The following is a 16,025-nucleotide window of genomic DNA, read 5'->3' on the forward strand; positions in this document are numbered from 1 at the left end:
AGAAGGGCGTGTTCCTATGTAGGAGTGAGCCTGCTCGCGATGGGGCCTATTCAGACGCTACAAAAAAAACGGCCTCCCACTGCGGAGGCCGTTTTGCATTCAAGATTTGCGGCTTTTCTTGCGCCGCGCCCATTGCCGCGCCACCCACCAACGCCAGTACAGCATGACCGTGAAGTAGGCGAGGATGCCGAGTAGCAGCCCGCATACCACCGACCCGAGCAAAAACGGCTGCCACATGGTCGACAACTCTCCACTGATCCATTCCCAGGTCAACGAATCGGGCAGGGTGCGGGCGGGTACATTCATCAACCAGGCCCCGGTCTGGTACGTGCAGAAAAATACCGCCGGCATGGTGATCGGGTTGGTCAGCCAGACCAGGCTGACGGCAATCGGCATGTTGCCGCGCACGGTGATCGCCAGTGCCGCCGCCACCAGCATCTGCGCCGGAATCGGCAGGAACGCGGCGAACAGGCCGACGGCCATCGCCCGGGCCACCGAGTGCCGATTGAGGTGCCAGAGGTTCGGGTCATGCAGCAACTTGCCGAGAAAGCGTAAGGATTTGTGTTCCCTGATGCTCGTCGGATCGGGCATGTAACGTTTGAATAAGCGCCGGGGCATAAGGCTTCTCGGTCGGTTAAGGCGGCAAGTATGTCTGGATTCTACGAAGCGCCCATTCAGACTTTGTGACAATTGTTGACGACGACCCAGCTACGTACCCGCTAAGCCTAATGCAGGAACTCTCAAGGACGGGCTTATGCGCACAGGGATGATGGCGCTGGCAGTCGGTCTGCTGGTGCCGGTTTTTTTGCCGGTTTTACCGCCGGTCGGGTTGATGATGTTGTTACCGCTGGTGGGACTGATGTTGCTGCCGTTTCGCAGCTATCCCCTGGCGTTTCTGCTATTCGGTTTCACCTGGGCGTGCGTCAGTGCGCAATGGGCGTTGAATGATCGTCTGCCCGCAGCGCTTGACGGCGAAACCCGTTGGGTCGAAGGACGGGTGGTCGGCTTGCCGCAAAACAGCGAGGGCGTGGTGCGTTTCGAGTTGGCCGATGCCCGCTCGCGTCACGAGAAGCTGCCTTCGTTGATGCGCCTGGCGTGGTACGGCGGGCCGCCGCTTAACAGCGGCGAGCGCTGGCGGCTGGCGGTAAAGCTTAAGCGCCCGGTTGGTTTGCTCAATCCCGATGCCTTCGATTACGAGGCCTGGCTGTTGGCGCAACGCATTGGCGCGACGGGCACGATCAAGGACGGTCAGCGCCTTGCCGAGGCGAGTTGGGCATGGCGCGACAGCATTCGGCAGCGCTTGCTTGAAATGGACGCGCAGGGCCGGGGCGGTGCATTGGCGGCGCTGGTGCTCGGCGACGGCTCCGGGCTCAGTCGCGAGGACTGGCAGATCCTGCAGGACACCGGCACCGTGCATCTGCTGGTGATTTCCGGTCAACACATCGGGATGTTGGCGGCGGTGATGTATCTGCTGGTCGCCGGGCTGGCGCGTTTAGGGCTGTGGCCGCTGCGCTGGCCCTGGCTGCCTTGGGCCTGTGGGCTGGCGTTTGCCGCGGCGCTCGGTTACGGCTTGCTCGCCGGGTTTGACGTGCCGGTGCAACGGGCCTGCGTGATGGTCGGGCTGGTGTTGTTGTGGCGCCTGCGTTTTCGCCATCTCGGCGCGTGGTGGCCACTGTTGCTGGCATTCGATGCGCTGCTGTTGTTCGATCCGTTGGCCAGTTTGCGTCCGGGTTTGTGGCTGTCGTTCGCCGCAGTGGGGATTTTGATTTTCACCTTCGGCGGGCGGCTCGGCGCGTGGAAATGGTGGCAGACCTGGACTCGCGCGCAATGGCTGATTGCGCTGGGGCTGTGCCCGGTGTTGCTGGCGCTGAACCTGCCGATCAGCCTCAGCGGGCCATTGGCAAATCTGCTCGCGGTGCCGTGGGTCAGTCTGCTGGTGCTGCCACCGGCGCTGCTCGGCACGCTGTTGTTGCCGGTGCCTTACGTCGGTGCAGGCTTGTTGTGGCTGGCCGGTGGTTTGATCGACTGGCTGTTTCGCGGCTTGTCGGTGATCGCCGGGGCTTGGCCGGCGTGGATCTCGCCGTCGCTGCCGTGGTGGGTTTTGCTGCTCGGCAGTCTCGGCGCCTTGCTGTTGCTGTTGCCGCGCGGGGTGCCATTGCGACCACTGGGCTGGCCGTTGCTGTTGATTCTGCTGGCGCCGCCTCGCGAGCGAGTGGCCGAGGGCCTGGCCGATATCTGGCAGCTCGATGTCGGTCAGGGTCTGGCGATCCTGATCCGCACGCGTCATCACACGTTGCTCTACGACGCCGGTCCACGCTTTGGCGATTTCGATCTGGGGGAGCGGGTGGTGCTGCCGGCGCTGCACAAACTGGGGGTCGAGCGCATTGATTTGATGCTGCTCAGTCATGCCGACGCCGACCATGCCGGTGGTGCGCTGGCGGTATCGCGGGGCCTGAAAGTGACGCGGGTGATCAGCGGCGATCCGCCGGGGCTGCCCGCCATCCTGCGGGCCGAAGCCTGTGAAACCGGGCGCCAATGGCAGTGGGACGGCGTCAGTTTTCAGCTGTGGCAATGGTCGGCGGCCCATGACAGCAATCAGCGCTCCTGCGTGTTGCAGATCGAGGCCAATGGCGAGCGTCTGCTGCTGACCGGTGATATCGACACGGCTGCCGAACGGGTTCTGCTGGAGAGTCCGTTGGCGGTGCCGACGCACTGGCTGCAAGCGCCGCATCATGGCAGTCGTAGTTCTTCTTCGATGGCTTTGCTGCGGGCATTACGCCCGCATTCGGTGCTGATCTCCCGGGGGCAGGGCAATTCGTTCGGCCATCCGCATCCACTGGTGCTGGCGCGTTATCGCCAGCAAGGGCTGCGCATCTACGACAGCGCGCAGCACGGCGCCATTCATCTGCGCCTGGGCAGCTTTCAGGCGCCGTGGCTGATGCGTCAACAGCGGCGTTTCTGGCGTTGAAACACCATTGATCGCGGGATCGCCGAATGCGGCATCAGGTCGTCGGGGCGGCGGGTCTTAATCGCGAACCGGTATGGTAAAGTGGCGCACTTTTTCGAGGGGACTGTCACTGTGTGGGAATTGGTCAAATCCGGCGGCTGGATGATGTTGCCGATCATTCTGAGTTCCATCGCGGCCATGGCGATTGTCGCCGAGCGCCTGTGGACCCTGCGCGCCAGCCGCGTCACCCCCGAGCATCTGCTGGGCCAGGTCTGGGTCTGGATCAAGGACAAGCAGCTCAATAAAGAAAAGCTCAAGGAATTGCGCGCCAATTCGCCGCTGGGTGAAATCCTCGCCGCGGGTCTGGCCAACTCCAAGCATGGTCGCGAGATCATGAAGGAATGCATCGAAGAAGCCGCGGCGCGGGTGATTCACGAGCTCGAACGCTACGTCAACGCGCTGGGCACGATTGCCGCCATGTCGCCGTTGCTGGGCCTGTTGGGCACGGTACTGGGCATGATCGACATTTTCAGCGCCTTCACCGGTTCCGGCATGACCACCAACGCCTCGGTCCTGGCCGGCGGTATTTCCAAGGCACTGATCACCACGGCGGCGGGCCTGATGGTCGGTATTCCGTCGGTGTTCTTCCACCGTTTCCTGCAACGCCGCATCGATGAGCTGGTGGTGGGCATGGAGCAGGAAGCGATCAAACTGGTCGAAGTGGTGCAGGGCGACCGTGACGTCGATCTGGCCGGGGACAAAGCGTGAAATTCCGTCGCAAACCCCGGGAAACGATCGACATCAACCTCGCGTCGCTGATCGACGTGGTGTTCATCCTGTTGCTGTTTTTCGTCGTGACCACCACCTTCACCCGCGAAACCCAGCTGCGTGTCGATTTGCCGGAGTCGGTCAGCGGATCGCCGGCCGAAGACCAGCAGCTCAAACAACTGGACGTCGCGATCAGCGCCGAAGGCGTATTTTCGGTGAACAACAGGATTCTGCCGAAAAACGACCTGGCAACGCTGATGGAAGCCATGCAGAAAGAAGCCAACGGTGACACCAATATGCCGTTGTCGATCAGCGCTGACGGCAAGACCCAACACCAATCAGTGATCACCGCCATGGACGCGGCCGGCAAGCTCGGTTTCAGCCATCTGCGCATGACCACGGTCGAGGCGGCGCCCAAATCCTGATGAGCCTGTCCGATCGTTTGCTCGCCGCGTGGTATCAGGGGCATCCGGCCCTGACGCTGCTGCGGCCGCTGGAAATGCTCTACCGCCGCGTGGTGGTCAACAAGCGTCAGCGTTTTCTCGACGGTGAAGGCCAGATCTATCAGCCACCGGTGCCGTTAATCGTGGTCGGCAACATCACGGTGGGCGGCACCGGCAAGACACCGATGATCCTGTGGCTGATCGAGCATTGCCGCCGCGCCGGTCTGCGCGTCGGCGTGGTCAGCCGTGGCTATGGCGCCAAACCGCCGCAACTGCCGTGGCGGGTCGAGGCCGATCAAGGCGCCGATATCGCCGGTGACGAACCGCTGCTGATCGTGCAGCGCACCGGTGTGCCGCTGATGATCGATCCTGATCGCAGCGCGGCGGTCAAAGCGCTGCTCGCCAGTGAACCTCTGGACCTGATCCTCTCCGACGACGGCATGCAGCACTACCGCTTGGCGCGGGATCTGGAGCTGGTGCTGATCGACGCCGCCCGAGGCCTGGGCAACAAGCGTTGCCTGCCGGCCGGTCCGTTGCGCGAGCCGATCGAGCGCTTGCAAAGCGTCGATGGCGTGCTGTTCAACGGTGCCACGGCGGATCGCGAAGACGGTTTCGCCTTTCGCCTGCAACCGACGGCGCTGGTCAATCTGCGCAGCGGCGAGCGCCAGCCGCTGGCGCATTTTGCGCCCGGTCAAGCGGTGCACGCGGTGGCCGGGATCGGCAATCCGCAACGTTTCTTCAATACCCTCGAAGCGCTAGACTGGCGGGCAATCCCCCATGCGTTTGCCGACCACGCCGAATACAGCGTGCAGGCCTTGAATTTCACACCGTCATTGCCGTTGGTGATGACCGAAAAGGACGCGGTGAAGTGCCGTGCCTTCGCCGCAGACGACTGGTGGTATCTGGCGGTCGATGCCGTGCCGTCACCGGCCTTCGTGGCCTGGTTCGACACCCAGTTGATGCGCCTGTTGCCCGATCGTCTTTTGCCTTAACTCTTTATCCAGGGAATGTTCATGGACACCAAATTGCTCGATATCCTCGCGTGCCCGATCTGCAAAGGCCCGCTCAAGCTCAGCGCCGACAAGACCGAACTGATCAGCAAGGGCGCCGGCCTGGCCTATCCGATCCGCGACGGCATCCCGGTGATGCTCGAAAGCGAAGCACGTACCCTGACCACCGACGAGCGTCTGGATAAATGACCACTGCCTTCACCGTTGTCATCCCGTCGCGTTACGCCTCGACCCGCCTGCCGGGCAAACCGCTGCTGGACATCGCTGGCAAATCGATGATCCAGCACGTCTGGGAACAGGCGAGCAAAAGCAGCGCCAGCCGTGTGGTGGTGGCGACCGACGATGTGCGCATCGTAGAGGCGTGCAAGGCGTTCGGCGCGGAAGTGGTGCTGACCCGTGAAGACCACAATTCCGGCACCGATCGTCTGGCGGAAGTCGCCGCCAAACTGGGCCTTGCGCCGGACGCGATCGTGGTCAACGTGCAGGGTGACGAGCCGCTGATTCCGCCAAGCGTGATCGATCAGGTCGCGGCCAATCTCGCGGCCCATACCGAAGCGCGCATGGCCACCCTGGCTGAGCCGATCGAAGACGTGGAGACCCTGTTCAACCCGAACGTGGTCAAGGTCGTCAGCGACCTCAATGGTCTGGCGCTGACCTTCAGTCGCGCGACCTTGCCGTGGGCCCGCGATGCCTTCGCCAAGAGCCGCGAGCAGTTGCCGGAAGGCGTGCCGTATCGTCGCCACATCGGCATTTATGCCTACCGTGCCGGATTCCTCCAGGACTTCGTGAGCTGGGGCCCGTGCTGGCTGGAAAACACGGAATCCCTCGAACAACTGCGTGCCCTGTGGCACGGCGTGCGGATTCATGTCGCCGATGCGTTGATCGCGCCGCCAACCGGCGTCGACACCGTTGAAGACCTCGAGCGCGTTCGTCGCCTGCTGGAGGCCTGATGCGCGTTCTGTTCGTGTGCCTGGGCAACATCTGCCGTTCGCCCACCGCTGAAGGCGTGTTGCGTCACAAACTGCGTGCAGCCGGGCTGGCGGATCAGGTCGAAGTGGCCTCCGCCGGCACCGGTGACTGGCACGTCGGCAACCCGCCGGACAAGCGCAGCCAGGCCGCAGCCAAACTGCGTGGTTATGACCTGTCGGCGCAACGCGCGCAGCAGGTCAGCCGTGCCGATTTCGCCAGTTACGACCTGATTCTGGCCATGGACAACAGCAACCTGCGTAACCTCAAGGCTCTGCAGCCGTCCACTGGCAAGGCCGAGCTGGACCTGTTCCTGCGCCGTTATGCCGGTGTGGTCGATGAAGTGCCGGATCCGTACTACGACGGCGATCAGGGTTTCGAGCAGGTACTGGACCTGATCGAGGCAGCGTGTGACCAACTGTTGATCGAAGTGAAGGGCCGGTTATGAGTTTGCAGCTTCAATCACAGGTTTCGCTGAAACCGTTCAACAGTTTTGGCGTGGATGTGCGCGCGCAGTTGTTCGCCGAGGCCCACAGCGACGCCGACGTGCGCGAAGCCCTGGCCTATGCGACTGCCCATGATCTGCCGTTACTGGTGATCGGCGGCGGCAGCAACTTGCTGCTGACTGCTGACATTCCAGCGCTGGTGCTGCGCATGGCCAGCCGAGGCATTCGGCTGATCGACGACGGCGACCGCGTGGTGATCGAAGCCGAAGCCGGCGAGCCGTGGCATCCGTTCGTGCAGCACACGCTGGCGCAGGGTTTTTCCGGTCTGGAAAACCTCAGCCTGATCCCCGGTACTGTTGGCGCGGCGCCGATGCAGAACATCGGCGCCTACGGCGTCGAGATCAAGGACGTGTTTGCCGGCCTCACCGCACTGGATCGCGAGACCGGCGAACTGCGCGACTTCAGCCTGGAAGAATGCAACTTCGCCTACCGCGACAGCCTGTTCAAGCAGCAGCCGGGGCGTTGGCTGATCCTGCGGGTGCGCTTCAAGCTCGATCGTGTCGCGCACCTGCATCTGGAGTACGGCCCGGTGCGTCAACGCCTGACCGAGCAGGGCATCGAGCAACCGACGCCCACCGACGTCAGCCGCGCGATCTGCAGCATCCGCAGCGAAAAACTGCCTGATCCGGCAGTGCTCGGCAATGCCGGCAGTTTCTTCAAGAATCCTCTGGTATCAGCGGCGTTGGTCGAGCAGATCAAGGCGCAACACCCGGATCTGGTGGCCTATGCGCAGCCGGACGGGCAGATGAAACTGGCTGCCGGCTGGCTGATCGAGCGCGCTGGCTGGAAAGGTTTTCGCGAGGCCGATGCGGGCGTGCACAAGTTGCAGGCGCTGGTGCTGGTCAACTACGGCGCGGCCACCGGCCTGCAATTGCTGGATCTGGCGCAACGCATCCAGAAAGACATTGCCGAACGTTTCAATGTCGAACTGGAAATGGAGCCCAATCGCTATTGAGGCTACGCTTTCAAGCAGCACCCAGAGCCCTGCACGAATGGAAAGTGCAGGGCTTTTTTGTTGGTCGCAGGGTTGACGTAAACTGCCGGCCATAGCCGAAACCTTCTGCGGATGAACCCATGATTACCCTGAAATTTCAGGTCTGGCACTCTCAACAGCGGATATTCGCCTGATGGACAGCGCCGATCTCAACGTCCTGCGCAGCGTGCTCGAATGGCGCCGCGCCGGGCAGCGGGTGGTGCTGTTCAGTGTGGTGCAGACCTGGGGCACCGCGCCCCGGGCGCCGGGAGCGATGCTCGCGTTGCGCGAGGATGGCGTGGTGATCGGCTCGGTGTCGGGCGGTTGTGTCGAGGATGACTTGATCGCCCGCCTGCACGACGGGCGCATCACCAGCGACAGCCCGCCGGTGCAGCTGATTACCTATGGCGTCACCCGCGAGGAGGCGGCGCGGTTCGGCTTGCCCTGTGGCGGCACGCTGCGCCTGACCGAAGAGCGGGTCGCTGATCCGGCGTGGGTCGCCGAATTGCTCGCCCGCTGTGAAGCCCATGAGATTGTCGCCCGTGAGCTGAACATCGAAACCGGTGAGGTTGTGCTGTCGACGGCGAGCAAATCCGATGCGCTCGAATTCGACGGCAAGACTCTGCGCACCATTTATGGCCCGCGCTGGCGTCTGCTGTTGATCGGCGCCGGACAGCTGTCACGGTATGTGGCTGATATGGCCCGGCTGCTGGATTTCGAAGTGCTGATCTGCGATCCGCGCACCGAGTTCGCCTACGGCTGGGAGGAACACCATGGGCGTTTCGTTTCGGGCATGCCGGACGATGCGGTGCTGAGCATTCAGACGGACGAACGCACGGCCATCGTCGCGCTGACCCACGATCCCCGTCTGGATGATATGGCGTTGCTCACCGCGCTCGATTCGCCGGCGTTCTATGTCGGCGCACTGGGTTCGCGGGTCAACAGCCAGAAGCGCCGGGACAATCTGGCTCAGCTAGGCTTGTCAGAATCAGCCATTGCGCGATTGCACGGGCCGATCGGTCTGCACATCGGCAGCCATTCACCGGCGGAGATTGCCCTGTCGTTATTGGCGGAAATCGTCGCGATCAAGAACGGCGTCGAGTTGAAACAGAAGAAAGTCGTGGAGGGCGCATGAGTCGATCCATTGCAGTGATTGTGCTGGCGGCGGGCGAGGGCAGCCGCTTTCGCCAGGTTGCCGGTGCCGACAAGGACAAGTTGCTGGCCGATTGCACCGGGCGTGATGGCGCGGTGCGCTCGGTGATCGAGCAAGTGTTGCTGAATCTGCCGGCCAACCTCGACAAGCGGGTGCTGGTGACCACTGAAGCGCGGCCGCAGGCGATGCGCATGGCGCAGGCCTATGGCTGTGCGGTGGTCTCGATTGAATCGACCGGGATGGGTGACAGTATTGCGGCTGGCGTCGCAGCCTGCCCCGAGGCGGATGGCTGGTTGATCGTGCTGGGTGACATGCCGTTTATCCTGCCGTCGAGTATTGAGCGGGTGGCGGCGGCGATTGCCGAGGATGCGGTGAGTGTGCCGGTGCAGGAGGGCGAGTTCGGCCATCCGGTGGGGTTCGGGCGTTCGTTCGGGCCGGGGTTGCAGGCGTTGAGTGGTGATCGCGGCGCCAGGCCGTTGTTCAAGCAGGGGCGGGTGGTTGAAGTGGTGGTGGATGATCCCGGGGTGTTGTGGGATATCGATGTGCCTGAGGCGTTGGTGTTTAAATAAAAGCCAGATCAAAAGATCGCAGCCTTCGGCAGCTCCTACAGGGACTGCGATCTTTTGATCTTTTGAACGGCATAAAAAGCCCCGCCAGGTTTTCACCGGGCGGGGCTTTTTATTGGCTTTCGGAATCAGACGAGCGGTTTAGGCTCGTGCTCTTTTTCCTCGGCCGCTTGGTGATGCTCGACCGCGTCCTGAACGGAGCGTGGTGCTTCGGCGATGACCGACTCAACCACCGCTTCTTCAGTCACGGAAGCAGCAACCTCGACCACTTCAGCAGCCGGAGCAGCGGCGGCAGCCAGTTCGGCTTCCTTCTGCAGGCGCTCGGCTTCACGCTTGCGGCGACGCACTTCACGTGGGTCGTTTGGCGCACGGCCGTTTGGCGTCAGGGCGCTGACCGGAGGGGCTTCAACCACTGGAGCAGGCTCTTCGGCAACCACTGGCGCCTCGACGGCTGGCGCTTCTACCACTGGCGCTGGAGCAGGTGCAGCGGCTTCAACCACTGGCTCGGCAGCCTTGGCTTCTTCAACCACTGGAGCTTCAACAACCGGCGCTGGCGTTTCGGTGACAGCAGGCTCGGCAACCCAGTTGAACGCGGTCTGTTCTTCGCGAACTTCACGCACGGTTTCGGTCACGGTTTCAGCGACGGTTTCAGCCACCGGCTCTGCGGCCACGACGGACGCTTCAACGGCAGGTTCTGCAGCGGCTTCAACCTGAGGCAGCGTTTCTTGAACCGGTGCCACTTCGACTTCCGGAGCAGCAACCACTTCCACTGGGGTAGTGGCCTCAACAACCGGCGCTTCCACTGGAGCGGTTTCCTGAACAGCGGCGGTGGCGCGTTCGGCTTGCTCGTGAGCCTGTGCCTCGGCCGGAGCGCTGATCACGCTGCTGGCAACAGCGGCGGTCACGGCCAGGCCGGCAGCCAGATCGGCAGTGCTTGGTGCTGTTTCAGCGTTTTCGCCGGACTCGGACTCTTCCGAACCTTCGATCACGTTGCCGTTGGCATCACGCTGACGCTCGCGACGGTTGCTGCGACGACGCTGACCACGGGAGCGACGACGTGGACGATCGCCTTCGGCGTTGTCCTGACCGTCTTCCGGCAGTTGCTCTTCACCGGTGAGCACTTCTTCTTCGGCTACCGCAGCAGCCTGTTCGGCACGCGGTTGACGCTCTTCACGCGGTGGGCGCGGTGCGCGCTCTTCGCGTGGCTGACGGGCCGGACGCTCTTCTGCGACCACAGCGGCAGCAGCAGCGACTGGTGCAGCCGGAGCGGCGTCCAGTGGCTCGCGCAGTTCACGCACGCGCTCTTCACGCTCGCCACGTGGCTTGCGGTCTTCACGTGGCGCACGTGGTGCACGTTCTTCACGCGGAGCACGTGGAGCACGTTCTTCGCGGGCGGCTGGCGCCTCGGTGCGCGCCTCACGCGGCTCGCGAACTTCACGGGCTTCACGTGGCTGACGCTCTTCACGCGGCTCGCGTGGCGCGCGTTCTTCACGCGGTGCACGTTCTTCGCGCGGCTTGCGCTCTTCATCGCGGCGACCGTTACGGTTGCGGCTCTGCTGACGACCGTTGCGACGCTCTTCGTTGCGGGCCGGACGCTCGGTGGCCGGTTTTTCAACGACGACCGGAGCGGCTGGCTCTTCTTTGGTAGCGAACAGGCTGACCAGCGATTTCACCAGGCCCTTGAACAGGCTTGGCTCTGGCGCGGCAACCGGAGCCGGTGCAGCAGCGGCAGGCGCGGCGACTTCGGTTGGCACCGGCGCATTGGCGCGGGCCGGGGCAGTCTTGACCGCGGCTTCCTGGCGAACCAGGGTGCGGGTCGCAGCGGCTGGCTGGACTTCTTCGACTTCGGCAGCGGCCGCAGCGATTTCGTAGCTGGACTGGTTGGTCGCGGCTTCCGGGCTGTCGTCACGCAGCCGCTGAACTTCGAAGTGCGGGGTTTCGAGGTGATCGTTCGGCAGAATGACGATACGGGCACGGGTGCGCAGTTCGATCTTGGTGATCGAGTTGCGTTTTTCGTTGAGCAGGAACGCGGCGACCGGGATCGGCACCTGGGCGCGCACTTCGGCAGTGCGGTCTTTCAGGGCTTCTTCTTCGATCAGGCGCAGGATCGCCAGCGACAGCGATTCGACGTCACGGATGATGCCGGTACCGTTGCAGCGCGGGCAGACGATGCCGCTGCTTTCGCCCAGCGATGGACGCAGGCGTTGACGGGACATTTCCAGCAGGCCGAAGCGCGAAATGCGGCCGATCTGCACGCGAGCGCGGTCGGCTTCCAGGCATTCGCGGACTTTCTCTTCCACGGCGCGCTGGTTCTTGGCAGGGGTCATGTCGATGAAGTCGATGACGATCAGGCCGCCGATGTCGCGCAGGCGCAACTGACGGGCGATTTCTTCGGCGGCTTCAAGGTTGGTCTGCAGGGCGGTTTCTTCGATGTCGCTGCCTTTGGTGGCGCGCGCCGAGTTGATGTCGATGGACACCAGGGCTTCGGTCGGATCGATGACGATGGAGCCACCGGAAGGCAGTTCGACGACGCGCTGGAAAGCGGTCTCGATCTGGCTTTCGATCTGGAAACGGTTGAACAGCGGCACGCTGTCTTCGTACAGCTTGATCTTGCTGGCGTACTGCGGCATCACCTGGCGGATGAAAGTCAGGGCTTCGTCCTGGGCTTCAACGCTGTCGATCAGCACTTCGCCGATGTCCTGGCGCAGGTAATCGCGGATGGCGCGGATGATCACGTTGCTTTCCTGGTAGATCAGGAATGGCGCGGAGCGATCCAGCGAGGCTTCTTTGATGGCGGTCCACAGTTGCAGCAGGTAGTCGAGGTCCCACTGCATTTCTTCGCTGCTGCGGCCCAGGCCGGCAGTACGCACGATCAGACCCATGTCGGCGGGTGCAACCAGGCCGTTCAGCGCTTCACGCAGTTCGTTGCGCTCTTCGCCTTCGATGCGACGGGAGATACCGCCGGCACGCGGGTTGTTCGGCATCAGCACGAGGTAACGACCGGCCAGGCTGATGAAGGTGGTCAGGGCAGCGCCCTTGTTGCCACGTTCTTCTTTTTCGACCTGAACGATGACTTCCTGGCCTTCGCTCAGGACGTCCTTGATGTTGACGCGGCCTTCAGGGGCTTTCTTGAAGTATTCGCGGGAGATTTCTTTGAGGGGCAGGAAGCCGTGGCGCTCGGAGCCGAAATCGACAAAGGCAGCCTCAAGGCTTGGTTCGATGCGAGTGATACGGCCTTTGTAGATGTTGGCCTTCTTCTGCTCGCGTGCACCGGATTCGATGTCCAGGTCGTAGAGGCGTTGGCCATCTACCAGTGCAACACGCAACTCTTCGGGTTGAGTTGCGTTAATCAGCATTCTTTTCATGTAGTACCGTCGGTTTCCGGGCTGCCGGAAACGGCGTTCGGCACACACGACTTCTCACGGTCGGTGTCAGGTGCGTCGGGAGTGGTTGGCCATTCCCGTGTCCAGCGATGTCAGGCCAATTGGGCCGATATCGCGACGTACGCGTCCTGCTTGCTGTGGCTACTTAAGCACTCAGTCAGGAGGAGGAATCAACCAGCGGCTGTGGACGAGATGAAGCGTCTTGATAAAGCCTATTGCTACACAGTCCGGCGGTTGTGCATCTCCACCCTACACGTATCCCTGATAATTCGGGTGCTGCCGCGCGCAGAATCCGCAGCGGGTTGGCATTTACCGTGAGCTCCGAAAGGGGAGGTCACGCATCATGGCTAATTCAGGCGATGTTTCCGAAGCCTTCGCTCGGGGTCATCTGCAGCTGACTGCACTTTGTGAACTGGCCTCGAATATGTGCCTGTCAGGCGAGTGAAAACTCTGCTCGACGGTGTAATTCAGGCCTCATGTCACCTGCGCTTGTTACAACTGCAAACTCCACCGTTACGTAGCGAAAGCCCCGTAGGACGGCCTCGCGTCCTGGTGAATTGCGTTGGTCAGGGCCGGTTTTTGACCGTGGTTCCGCTGTCCAGGCCGCTTTTGGCGGCGTTCGCGACTATAGCAGCAATGATTAAGTGCTTCAATTCCATAAAAATTGTTATCATCCGCGGCATGACAACTACTGCCCCTTCGACTCCAGGCGTTCAACTGCTTGAAGTCTCGCCGGAGTATGCCGGCCAACGAATCGACAATTTCCTCCTTGCCCGGCTCAAAGGCGTGCCCAAGACCTTGATTTACCGCATTTTGCGTAAAGGCGAAGTGCGCGTGAACAAGGGGCGGATCAAGCCCGAATACAAGCTGCAGGCCGGCGATATCGTGCGCGTGCCGCCGGTTCGTGTGCCTGAGCGCGACGAACCGGTGCCACTGGCTCAAGGCCTGTTGCAGCGTCTGGAAGCCTCGATTGTCTACGAAGACAAAGCCTTGATCGTGATCAACAAGCCCGCCGGCATTGCGGTTCACGGCGGCAGCGGCTTGAATTACGGCGTGATCGAAGCCTTTCGTCAGTTGCGCCCCGATGCCAAGGAGCTGGAGCTGGTTCACCGTCTCGACCGTGACACCTCCGGTCTGCTGATGATCGCCAAGAAGCGCAGCATGTTGCGGCACTTGCACGCCGCTTTGCGCGGTGACGGTGTCGACAAGCGCTATATGGCGCTGGTTCGCGGCAACTGGGCGACCTCGATCAAGCAAGTCCGCGCGGCGCTCGGCAAGAGCAACCTGCGCTCCGGCGAGCGCATGGTCGAGGTTGACGAGGAGGAGGGCAAGGAGTCGGTGACCGTGTTCAAGGTCCTGCGTCGCTTCGGCGACTTTGCCACCCTGATCGAAGCCAAGCCGATCACCGGCCGCACTCACCAGATCCGCGTCCACACGTTGCACGCCGGGCACTGCATTGCCGGCGACACCAAGTACGGCGATGACGGTTTCAGCAAGGAAATCCGTGATCTGGGCGGCAAGCGCCTGTTTCTGCACGCCTACATGCTGACCGTGCCGCTGCCCGATGGCGGTGAACTCAAGTTGCAGGCGCCGGTCGATGAAATGTGGGCCAAGACCGTGGAGCGATTGAGTGCGCCCATCTGATTACAAACTGCTGATTTTCGATTGGGACGGCACGCTGGCCGATTCCATTCATCGGATTGTCGAGGCGATGCATTCTGCGTCCGCGCGTTCCGGTTTCGAGTTGCGCGATGATTTTGCCGTCAAGGGCATCATCGGCTTGGGCTTGCCCGAGGCGATCCGCACCTTGTACCCGGACATCAGTGATGCCGAGATGACCTCGTTTCGCGAGTATTACGCTGATCACTACATCGCGGCAGAAGCCGTGCCTTCGCCACTGTTCGAGGGTGTAGTCGAGTCGATGGCGTCGTTTCGCGAGCAGGGCTATCACCTGGCGGTCGCGACCGGCAAGAATCGTCGCGGACTGGATCGGGTGCTCAAGGCCAATGGCTGGGAAGATTATTTCGATATCACCCGCGCTGCGGACGAAACCGCAAGCAAGCCGCACCCGTTGATGCTCGAGCAGATTCTCGCGCATTGCGGCGTACGTCCTGAGCAGGCGCTGATGGTCGGGGATTCGTCCTTCGATCTGCTGATGGCGCGCAATGCGGGCATGGCTTCGGTGGCGGTTAGTTACGGTGCGCAGTCGATTGAATCGCTGCAGCAGTTTGAGCCGTGCCTGTCGATCGACCATTTTAGTGAGTTGCATGCCTGGCTGGGGCAGCAGGCCAAATAAGTTTTTTCTGGGGTGGACTGGATGACCGACGAATGGAAAGCACCGGCCAAGGCAAGTGCCGACGACGGTGACGCAAAGAGCTGGAAGCTGTTGGAGAAAACCCTGCTGGCCAGCGTGCAGGAGCAGCGTCGCTCACGGCGTTGGGGGATTTTCTTCAAGCTGCTGACGTTTGTTTATCTGTTCGTTGCGCTGATCCTGTTCACGCCGTTGATGGACATGGAAAAAAGCGCAACTCGTGGCCCGAACTACACCGCGCTGATCGACGTCACCGGCATGATTGCCGACAAGGAGCCGGCCAGTGCCGACAACATCGTCGGCAGCCTGCGCGCAGCCTTTGAGGACAAGAAAGTCAAAGGTGTGATCCTGCGGATCAACAGCCCTGGCGGCAGTCCGGTGCAGTCGGGTTACGTATACGACGAGATCAAGCGTTTGCGCGCCCTGCACCCGGATACCAAGGTGTACGCGGTGATTTCCGATCTTGGCGCATCCGGTGCCTATTACATCGCCAGCGCGGCGGATCAGATCTATGCCGACAAGGCCAGTCTGGTCGGCTCCATCGGTGTGACGGCGGCGGGTTACGGTTTTGTCGGCACCATGGACAAGCTGGGCGTCGAGCGTCGTACTTACACCTCGGGTGAGCACAAATCGTTTCTGGATCCGTTCCAGCCGCAGAAGCCTGACGAGACTGCGTTCTGGCAGACCGTGCTCGACACCACGCACAAGCAATTCATCAATAGCGTCAAGCAGGGTCGTGGCGATCGCCTGAAGGACAAGGAACATCCGGAGTTGTTTTCCGGGCTGGTCTGGTCCGGCGAGCAGGCGCTGCCGTTGGGCTTGATCGATGGTCTGGGCAATGCCAGTTCGGTGGCGCGTGATGTGATCGGTGAGAAAGAGTTGGTGGATTTCACCGTGCAGGAATCGCCGTTCGACCGCTTCTCGAAGAAGCTTGGTGCCAGTGTGGCTGAGCAGTTGGCGATGTGGATGGGGTTCCACGGGCCATCGTTGCGCTGATTC

Annotated in this window: 15 protein-coding genes; 13 read left to right on the forward strand and 2 right to left on the reverse strand. The window is 62.1% G+C overall.

Annotated elements, in window-relative coordinates; translation table 11 throughout:
- Positions 1–99 precede the first annotated feature (99 nt).
- Positions 100–618 carry a DUF2062 domain-containing protein gene (locus ACU680_RS03405; protein ID WP_258675646.1) on the reverse strand — a complete coding sequence of 173 codons (519 nt, stop codon included), beginning with the start codon at positions 616–618 and terminating at the stop codon, positions 100–102.
- 136 nt (positions 619–754) lie between these two features.
- Here ACU680_RS03405 and ACU680_RS03410 point away from each other — a divergent pair, with 136 nt between their 5' ends.
- The 10 genes from ACU680_RS03410 (at position 755) to ACU680_RS03455 (ending at position 9,335) form a co-directional block, all read left to right on the forward strand.
- A complete protein-coding gene (locus ACU680_RS03410) occupies positions 755–2,968 on the forward strand; it encodes a DNA internalization-related competence protein ComEC/Rec2 (protein WP_448178645.1) in 2,214 nt (737 codons plus the stop codon).
- A gap of 111 nt (positions 2,969–3,079) precedes the next feature.
- The gene (locus ACU680_RS03415) at positions 3,080–3,715 is read left to right on the forward strand and encodes a MotA/TolQ/ExbB proton channel family protein (protein ID WP_003227083.1); all 636 of its coding nucleotides are present in this window, start codon (positions 3,080–3,082) and stop codon (positions 3,713–3,715) included.
- Entirely contained in the window at positions 3,712–4,140 is a 429-nt protein-coding gene (locus ACU680_RS03420) for an ExbD/TolR family protein (protein ID WP_025112998.1), read from the forward strand. Before ACU680_RS03415 ends, ACU680_RS03420 begins: the two co-directional genes overlap by 4 nt.
- Positions 4,140–5,150: a tetraacyldisaccharide 4'-kinase gene (gene lpxK, locus ACU680_RS03425; protein ID WP_448178646.1), complete on the forward strand. Its 1,011-nt coding sequence runs from the start codon at positions 4,140–4,142 to the stop codon at positions 5,148–5,150. Before ACU680_RS03420 ends, lpxK begins: the two co-directional genes overlap by 1 nt.
- Before the next feature lie 21 nt (positions 5,151–5,171).
- On the forward strand, positions 5,172–5,357 hold the full coding sequence (locus ACU680_RS03430; protein ID WP_003174668.1) for a Trm112 family protein: 186 nt from the start codon (positions 5,172–5,174) through the stop codon (positions 5,355–5,357).
- A complete protein-coding gene (kdsB, locus tag ACU680_RS03435) occupies positions 5,354–6,118 on the forward strand; it encodes a 3-deoxy-manno-octulosonate cytidylyltransferase (protein WP_400764411.1) in 765 nt (254 codons plus the stop codon). Before ACU680_RS03430 ends, kdsB begins: the two co-directional genes overlap by 4 nt.
- On the forward strand, positions 6,118–6,582 hold the full coding sequence (locus ACU680_RS03440; protein WP_400764413.1) for a low molecular weight protein-tyrosine-phosphatase: 465 nt from the start codon (positions 6,118–6,120) through the stop codon (positions 6,580–6,582). The genes kdsB and ACU680_RS03440 overlap by 1 nt, the downstream gene beginning before the upstream one ends.
- Entirely contained in the window at positions 6,579–7,595 is a 1,017-nt protein-coding gene (gene murB, locus ACU680_RS03445) for a UDP-N-acetylmuramate dehydrogenase (RefSeq protein WP_448178647.1), read from the forward strand. The genes ACU680_RS03440 and murB overlap by 4 nt, the downstream gene beginning before the upstream one ends.
- Positions 7,596–7,767: 172 nt before the next feature.
- Entirely contained in the window at positions 7,768–8,748 is a 981-nt protein-coding gene (locus tag ACU680_RS03450) for an XdhC family protein (RefSeq protein WP_448178648.1), read from the forward strand.
- Positions 8,745–9,335 (forward strand): nucleotidyltransferase family protein, encoded by a 591-nt coding sequence (locus ACU680_RS03455; protein WP_448178649.1) that lies wholly within the window; start codon positions 8,745–8,747, stop codon positions 9,333–9,335. Before ACU680_RS03450 ends, ACU680_RS03455 begins: the two co-directional genes overlap by 4 nt.
- Before the next feature lie 125 nt (positions 9,336–9,460).
- Here the strand turns inward: ACU680_RS03455 and rne are convergent, their stop codons facing one another.
- Positions 9,461–12,697, reverse strand: a complete 3,237-nt coding sequence (gene rne / locus ACU680_RS03460) for a ribonuclease E (RefSeq protein WP_448178650.1) — start codon at positions 12,695–12,697, stop codon at positions 9,461–9,463.
- Between the two features lie 699 nt (positions 12,698–13,396).
- Here rne and rluC point away from each other — a divergent pair.
- The 3 genes from rluC to sppA are packed head-to-tail and all read left to right on the forward strand — an operon-like array spanning position 13,397 to position 16,022.
- Positions 13,397–14,359 (forward strand): 23S rRNA pseudouridine(955/2504/2580) synthase RluC, encoded by a 963-nt coding sequence (gene rluC / locus ACU680_RS03465; RefSeq protein ID WP_007950779.1) that lies wholly within the window; start codon positions 13,397–13,399, stop codon positions 14,357–14,359.
- Positions 14,346–15,011, forward strand: coding sequence for an HAD-IA family hydrolase (locus ACU680_RS03470; protein ID WP_400764900.1), 666 nt, complete (start codon positions 14,346–14,348; stop codon positions 15,009–15,011). The genes rluC and ACU680_RS03470 overlap by 14 nt, the downstream gene beginning before the upstream one ends.
- Before the next feature lie 21 nt (positions 15,012–15,032).
- Positions 15,033–16,022 (forward strand): signal peptide peptidase SppA, encoded by a 990-nt coding sequence (sppA, locus tag ACU680_RS03475; RefSeq protein WP_329696144.1) that lies wholly within the window; start codon positions 15,033–15,035, stop codon positions 16,020–16,022.
- Positions 16,023–16,025 lie beyond the last annotated feature (3 nt).

This window comes from Pseudomonas sp. LF020, from assembly GCF_053456425.1.

Coding starts and splice junctions, on each gene's coding strand:
- ACU680_RS03405 (WP_258675646.1), bottom strand. CDS start 618: ATGCCCCGGCGCTTATTCAAACGTTACATGCCCGATCCGACGAGCATC.
- ACU680_RS03410 (WP_448178645.1), top strand. CDS start 755: ATGCGCACAGGGATGATGGCGCTGGCAGTCGGTCTGCTGGTGCCGGTT.
- lpxK (WP_448178646.1), top strand. CDS start 4,140: ATGAGCCTGTCCGATCGTTTGCTCGCCGCGTGGTATCAGGGGCATCCG.
- ACU680_RS03430 (WP_003174668.1), top strand. CDS start 5,172: ATGGACACCAAATTGCTCGATATCCTCGCGTGCCCGATCTGCAAAGGC.
- kdsB (WP_400764411.1), top strand. CDS start 5,354: ATGACCACTGCCTTCACCGTTGTCATCCCGTCGCGTTACGCCTCGACC.
- ACU680_RS03440 (WP_400764413.1), top strand. CDS start 6,118: ATGCGCGTTCTGTTCGTGTGCCTGGGCAACATCTGCCGTTCGCCCACC.
- murB (WP_448178647.1), top strand. CDS start 6,579: ATGAGTTTGCAGCTTCAATCACAGGTTTCGCTGAAACCGTTCAACAGT.
- ACU680_RS03450 (WP_448178648.1), top strand. CDS start 7,768: ATGGACAGCGCCGATCTCAACGTCCTGCGCAGCGTGCTCGAATGGCGC.
- ACU680_RS03455 (WP_448178649.1), top strand. CDS start 8,745: ATGAGTCGATCCATTGCAGTGATTGTGCTGGCGGCGGGCGAGGGCAGC.
- rne (WP_448178650.1), bottom strand. CDS start 12,697: ATGAAAAGAATGCTGATTAACGCAACTCAACCCGAAGAGTTGCGTGTT.
- rluC (WP_007950779.1), top strand. CDS start 13,397: ATGACAACTACTGCCCCTTCGACTCCAGGCGTTCAACTGCTTGAAGTC.
- sppA (WP_329696144.1), top strand. CDS start 15,033: ATGACCGACGAATGGAAAGCACCGGCCAAGGCAAGTGCCGACGACGGT.